Below are 6,274 nucleotides of genomic sequence, written 5' to 3' on the forward strand. Positions count from 1 at the left end.
TGCCATGGAAGTTGAGCGCATATACCTAAAAAGACATGTTCAGGGCAAGGGCCTTGGCACTTTACTATTGAATTTTGCAATGCAAGAAGCCAAAAATAAAGGGCTGATGGCCATTTGGCTGGGTGTTTGGGAAGAAAACAATAAAGCCATAGCCTTCTACAAACGCCATGGCTTTGAGGTATTTGGCAGCCACCCTTTTAAATTGGGAGGCGACCTGCAGCGCGATTTACTAATGAAACGGCTGCTGATTTAAGATCATTAGACTGATGCTCCATCTTTCAAACTGATAAGTTTTTCGCGCATGTGCTCAAGCTTTTGCTTCTGCGACACGTAAAAGGTTTTATGCTCCCAACGGGCACCAAAGTACCCGGCCACAAAAAACAGGAGCAATAAGGCTCCCTTGTACCACTCTGCCCACTCATCGACAACAGAGGCAATACTCAGCAAAGCCACCACCAAATAAATCCACTTACCCATAGCCGATAGCCTGACCTGAAAATCAGCATGGGCGATGGCCGCGTTCATATCGCCCAATATGCTTTTATCGAAAGTGTTTTGATGGTTCAGTCGTTGCTGTCTTCTAAGGTATATTACTCCGGCCAATACCATTGTAATTACGGCCAGCAGACTAGGGAATAGCTGAAAATCCGACTTGATGAGACTGGCTCCCAAAATAACCAGCGTGCAAAACACCAGCGACCCCATCATTAGTTGTTCACTTCTCCCGGCCACTGCAGCAGCTTTATTTTTACGCTGTATCACCCTATTGTGAAGCGCTTCCTCGTCTAAGGCATACAACGCCTTTTGACTCTGTTCATCCCATATTTTTTTCATTTCATCAAATTCCATTGTTCAACATTTTTTTAGACTGTTCGGTGAGGTGCTTTTTTATTCGATTAATCTTCACTCCCACGTAGTTTTCAGAAATACCAACAATCGAAGCCATTTCTTTATAGCTGAATCCATCGAGCAAAAGCAAGCAAAGGGAGCGATCTATCTCATCCAACTGTTGAATTTGCCCATATAGCCATTCTAGTCTTTGGTCTGGCTTTTCTTCTGCAGGCTGTAGAATTCGAACCACCTCACCATTATCTGCTTTATTTTGATCCCTGCTTTTCTTCAGCTTCCATTTTAAAGCCTGATTAAGTGCTATTCTATAAACCCAGGTAGAGACCGCGCAGTCGTTCTTGAAATTGCTAACCGATTTCCAGACATTGACAGCAATCTCCTGAAACAAATCTTCGCGGTCCTCTTCCTGCTCGCAGTAAGACCGCACCACCTTAAATAAGATACCCTTGTGGGTTTCCAACCAAGATTCAAAAATCTGTTTCTGCTGTACTTCTGTCATTTCAACCTGTCAACCTATTAGTACCCTCTAACCTGGCGATTCTTACAAACCTGAGATTTTTTTTTAAGTGTAGGCTGCAATGCATTGGCAAAGAGCTCATTCCGTGCTTAGAAATCGTAAAATGTGCAAGTGCTCGCTTTGGAAAAGAACAAGTTAACCTTGTAACTTGAATGGCTCAAAACCACAAGATTATGGCCAATCGACTGATTTTTTTGGAGGAAGACCTAAAAGAATTGTTCACTGACTTGCATGCTTCCGGGCAGTGGGCAGATGGCAAGGAGATTTCCGATGCCTATGCTATTGAAGATCCGGCCAATATACTTGCCATCTACAGGCAAGAAAAGAACCACCCCAATTTTGACCTAAAAACCTTCTTCAATAATTATTTTGTGAGTGCTCAAAGCCAAGGGAAAGAATACCAAAGCGATAGCTCCCTGCCTGTAGAAGATCACATAGAACGCTTATGGTCTGTACTTGCCCGTGAGCCCGACAATGAGGAATACTTTTCCACGCTTATTCCTCTGCCCTATCCTTACGTAGTTCCGGGCGGGCGCTTTAATGAAATCTATTACTGGGATAGCTATTTTACCATGCTGGGTTTAGTAGAAAGTGGCCGAACCGACATGGTGGAGCATATGGTGAAAAACTTTGCATACATGATTGAAAATTTCGGCTTCATACCCAATGGCAACCGAACATACTACCTAGGCCGCTCCCAACCTCCCTTCTTTTCACTTATGGTAAGCCTGCTGGCACAAGAAAAGGGAGAAAAGTATCTTATAGATTTTTTACCTGCCATGGTAAAAGAACATAAATTTTGGATGGAGGGTGAACAAGAACTGTCCAAAACGCAAGCCAATTACAAACGAGTAGTTCTCATGCCGAATGGAGAAGTACTGAATCGGCACTATGATAATATTTTCAGCCCGAGAGCAGAAATGTATCAAGACGATGTTGAATTAATTGAGCGAAAAGGGAAAGCGGGTAAGCAAACGCTTTTGAATATACGGGCGGCCTGTGAAAGCGGCTGGGACTTTAGTTCGCGATGGTGCGAAGTACCTGACGATCTCACCACCATTTATACCACCAACCTGATACCTGTAGACCTAAATTGCCTGCTCTACCATCTGGAAAAGATGATTAGCAAAGCCTATGTACTGCAAGGAGAAGGCAAGTTAGGCACCAACTATGCCCAAAGAGCAGAAAGCAGGGCTAAGGCCATTCAGCAATATTGCTGGAATGCTTCTGAAGGCTACTTCTTTGATTTTAACCACCACCATGAGGCTCAAACCACAAGTCTGACAGCCGCGGCCGTCTATCCACTGGCTTTTCAGCTCGCTTCTGCCCAACAGGCCGAAAGTGTAGCCAATACCCTGGCACAAGAACTACTGAAAAATGGTGGGCTGCTTACCACAAACTTTGAGTCTGGCGAGCAATGGGATGCCCCCAACGGCTGGGCTCCATTGCAGTGGATGGCCATTTGGGGACTTAGAAATTACGGCCACGACCATTTGGCCACAACCATTAAAAATCGCTGGACAGCCCTGAATATTAAGGTTTTTAAAAATACGGGCAAGCTTATGGAAAAGTACAATGTGGTTGACACAAGCCTGCTTAGCGGTGGAGGCGAGTATCCGGTACAAGATGGTTTTGGCTGGACAAATGGAGTGCTTCTAAAACTTTTGAGGGAATAAACAAACCCCGGTGATTGCGTACCGGGGTTCTTAAAAATGATTGTATGAAAAATCATTAGGACCATCTGCCCTAACAGATATTCCGAGAATAGTTTGGCACATGCCTGGGCCAAAGCCCAATTGCCCGCAAAGATGGCATTATGCCCATATTACGTGCTTCCTTAGTGTTATGCTTTGAATAAATTAATGGAAAGAGAAGTGCATTTCCAGCAAATACCAGAACCTGAAAACGGAACACGCTTTTCAACAATAAGCTAAGGGACTATAGTTCAATCCAAGCCCAAATACGGCCACATTGTTATGAGGTAAATACTCCTAATCTTCCTTACCAAAAAATCGCGTTTCACCCTGAAACCTTGCGCGACCAAGGCTTCAAAGCAGTTTCTATGCACATGTTTCTCGACTGCCTGAACAGGATAATGGTTGGAATTGGCTTTGAATTAACCGAACTGCATGGGTTAAGCCTTTGCCTTTCTGCCACGACTTGCGAGAAACAAAACACGAATATGCCCAAGAAAGAAACGTTCACATGCATTTTTTTGATTATTGGAGCATTTCTTACATCAATGCACATGCCCATATTTTGCTGGTTTACAACCCGCTAAAAAGTAAGGGTGTCATTCAGTAGACTTCATGCACAATGTTTTACAAAATAATGTGGTTGCATTTTCCTGTGGCTCAAGTTCAAACGTTAGGTCATTGACGCTCATATGCGTAAATACCGGAACAAAGCCCATTGGTGAGAAAGTTGCCGGGTAAGGTTGTTCGAAAAGAGATGTGTTAAAATCAGGAAAGCTAATATATACAACCCCAAAAGTTTTAAGTTTGCAAGAGATTAATAATTATATGAAGAAGCTGTCTTTACTCATTGTAGTGGTTCTAATGTTTACCGGATGTTTTCCCGATGAAGACGGTCCGAACTACGAGTTTGTAAGTGGTGAGTTAACCCATACTATTGAAATTGATTGGTCTGATTTACCTCCCAACGAAGACATTGCCCGAACAGATCTGCTTAGCCTCAATGAGTTTATAGCTGTTTCTACCAACGATTTTGACGCTCCGGCCGGCAAGGCCATTATTGCCCCTCAACTGGTTGGTCTCTACTACGACATTAGAGGCATAGAAAGCGGCAACTCCATTGGCCTCTTTGAAGCCAGCCTAAGTGCTATTGCCGATGGTGGTTACACAGAACGTCTGACCGACTTTACCATTGTAGATGTTGAGAACACCATTACCTTGGACAACGACAACAACGAAGTATTTGCAGAGATCCCCATTTTTGATCCTGAAAACCCTGGCAACACCAATGCCAACGGCTTGGCTCTCATAACCACTACCATGGCCAGAGGAAGAATTAACATTAAGCTCGATGGCGTAGGTAAAAACATTCACCTGGTGACTTCAGGAGAGCGGTTTGAAATTGTACTCAAATTTGAGCTATTGGGAAGAATAGAGTCCGATCAGTAAGTTCTCTAAACCAACCAGCCCAATCAGGATTCCTCCTTACACTATCTTTTTATAGGCATTTTTTGATAGAAAGAGTAGAAATGAGTCGACACTCCAACCTTCTTTGGCGACTCATGAACACTTTTCATTAGGAACGGACACAGCCTTCTGATTTCCTAACCTTTGAAACGAGCATAACAAAAAAAGCCCGACAAATGTCGGGCTTTTCAGCAGTCCCTAGGGGAATCGAACCCCTGTTTCCAGGATGAAAACCTGGCGTCCTAACCCCTAGACGAAGGGACCGTGTTAGGATTTTCACAACCTTAAACCAATTTGCCTAAGAGCTCCTTGATTTTCGGTGTGCAAATATAGATTTCGGTTTTTTATTTCCAAAAATATTTTCATTGAAATATTTCAATCGATTCCGATGGAACCCCTTTACGACAACATTGATTTATATTTGAAATGGCATAGGGCTTTCTTAGTTTTGCGCCACATCAATCACAAATAAAACCGTAAAAGGACATGTCTAAAATTAGAGTAGCCATTAATGGTTTTGGAAGAATCGGACGACTGACTTTCAAAGCGTTATTGAGCAAAGAAAACGTTGAAGTAGTAGCGATCAATGACCTGACCGATACTGCTACCCTTGCCCACCTGCTAAAGTACGATTCTGTACACGGCAAATTTGACGGCACTGTATCGTCTACTGCAGACGGCATTGTGGTCAATGGCAAGGAAATTAAAATCTACGCTGAAAAAGAACCAAAGAACCTTCCTTGGGGCAAGTTGGGCGTTGATGTAGTTCTTGAGTCTACTGGTAGATTCGTTGATGAAGAAGGAGCCGGAGGGCACTTGCAGGCCGGAGCCAAAAAAGTTGTAATTTCTGCTCCTGCCAAAGGCAACATCCCTACGGTAGTGCTTGGAGTAAACGAAGATATTCTAACCGGCAACGAAACCATTGTTTCTAACGCCTCTTGTACCACCAACTGCCTGGCTCCAATGGCTAAGGTATTGGACGATGCCTTTGGCATTGAAAAGGGTTATATTTCTACTGTACACGCTTATACGGCCGACCAAAGAATTCAGGATGCTCCTCACAAAGACTTGAGAAGAGCCAGAGCCGGAGCGGTTTCCATCATACCAACTTCTACCGGAGCAGCCAAAGCTGTAGGTTTGGTGCTTCCTCACCTAGCCGGTAAACTCGATGGTATTGCTTTAAGAGTCCCTGTGCCGGACGGTTCATTGACAGACCTAACTGTAATGGTGAAAAAAGAAGTAACTGCCGAAGAAGTGAATGCGGCCATGAAAGCTGCCGCTGAAGGCCCAATGAAAGGCATTATTGAGTACTGCGAAGATCCAATTGTTTCTGTGGACATTATTGGAAACCCTCACTCAAATATTTTCGATGCAGAACTGACTGCCGCTGCCGGTACCTTGGTAAAAGTAGTAGGATGGTACGATAACGAAGCAGGCTATTCTAACAGAGCCGCTGACCTTATCGTTAAAATCGGTGGCTAATTAAAAAGCAAAGTGAATATAGAGCCCTGATGTTGCCATCAGGGCTTTTTTTTTATTTGAAACCTGTATCGTCCTGAAACAACCTTACACAAAAGAATGTGCAATGAATGAATATGTAAAGCGTACTCAAAGGGATCATTAGAACGGTTTAGGCAATTAGTTGTGGCTACCGGAAATGTGGTGGTTCAGAAAACCTTAGAATAAAATAGTAGGGTTACTCATTTAGATCGCATTTGTTAGGCCCGGTATACTAGCCATAAGCTGT

At 43.6% G+C, this 6,274-nt stretch carries 6 protein-coding genes and 1 tRNA gene; 4 read left to right on the forward strand and 3 right to left on the reverse strand.

The window, feature by feature from the left end; translation table 11 throughout:
- On the forward strand, nt 1-253 hold a 253-nt coding region (locus B3763_RS01810), incomplete at its 5' end, for a GNAT family N-acetyltransferase (protein ID WP_286743007.1).
- Between the two features lie 5 nt (nt 254-258).
- Here B3763_RS01810 and B3763_RS01815 read toward each other — a convergent pair.
- Nucleotides 259-834, reverse strand: coding sequence for a hypothetical protein (locus B3763_RS01815; RefSeq protein ID WP_189630430.1), 576 nt, complete (start codon nt 832-834; stop codon nt 259-261).
- 4 nt (nt 835-838) lie between these two features.
- Nucleotides 839-1,348: an RNA polymerase sigma factor gene (locus B3763_RS01820; protein WP_286743011.1), complete on the reverse strand. Its 510-nt coding sequence runs from the start codon at nt 1,346-1,348 to the stop codon at nt 839-841.
- Between the two features lie 191 nt (nt 1,349-1,539).
- Here B3763_RS01820 and treF point away from each other — a divergent pair, with 191 nt between their 5' ends.
- Both treF and B3763_RS01830 read left to right on the forward strand, forming a co-directional pair.
- Entirely contained in the window at nt 1,540-3,042 is a 1,503-nt protein-coding gene (gene treF, locus B3763_RS01825) for an alpha,alpha-trehalase TreF (protein ID WP_286743014.1), read from the forward strand.
- 846 nt (nt 3,043-3,888) lie between these two features.
- Nucleotides 3,889-4,509 carry a hypothetical protein gene (locus B3763_RS01830; protein ID WP_189630427.1) on the forward strand — a complete coding sequence of 207 codons (621 nt, stop codon included), beginning with the start codon at nt 3,889-3,891 and terminating at the stop codon, nt 4,507-4,509.
- Nucleotides 4,510-4,719: 210 nt separating this feature from the next.
- On the opposite strand, the gene B3763_RS01835 is transcribed toward B3763_RS01830, so the two are convergent.
- Nucleotides 4,720-4,791 (reverse strand) — tRNA-Glu (locus B3763_RS01835).
- A gap of 222 nt (nt 4,792-5,013) precedes the next feature.
- On the opposite strand from B3763_RS01835, the gene gap reads away from it, so the two are divergent.
- Nucleotides 5,014-6,009, forward strand: coding sequence for a type I glyceraldehyde-3-phosphate dehydrogenase (gene gap / locus B3763_RS01840; protein WP_286743017.1), 996 nt, complete (start codon nt 5,014-5,016; stop codon nt 6,007-6,009).
- Nucleotides 6,010-6,274: the final 265 nt, after the last annotated feature.

Source organism: Roseivirga sp. UBA1976, from assembly GCF_002336325.1.
GTDB classification, from domain to species: Bacteria; Bacteroidota; Bacteroidia; order Cytophagales; family Cyclobacteriaceae; genus Roseivirga; species Roseivirga thermotolerans.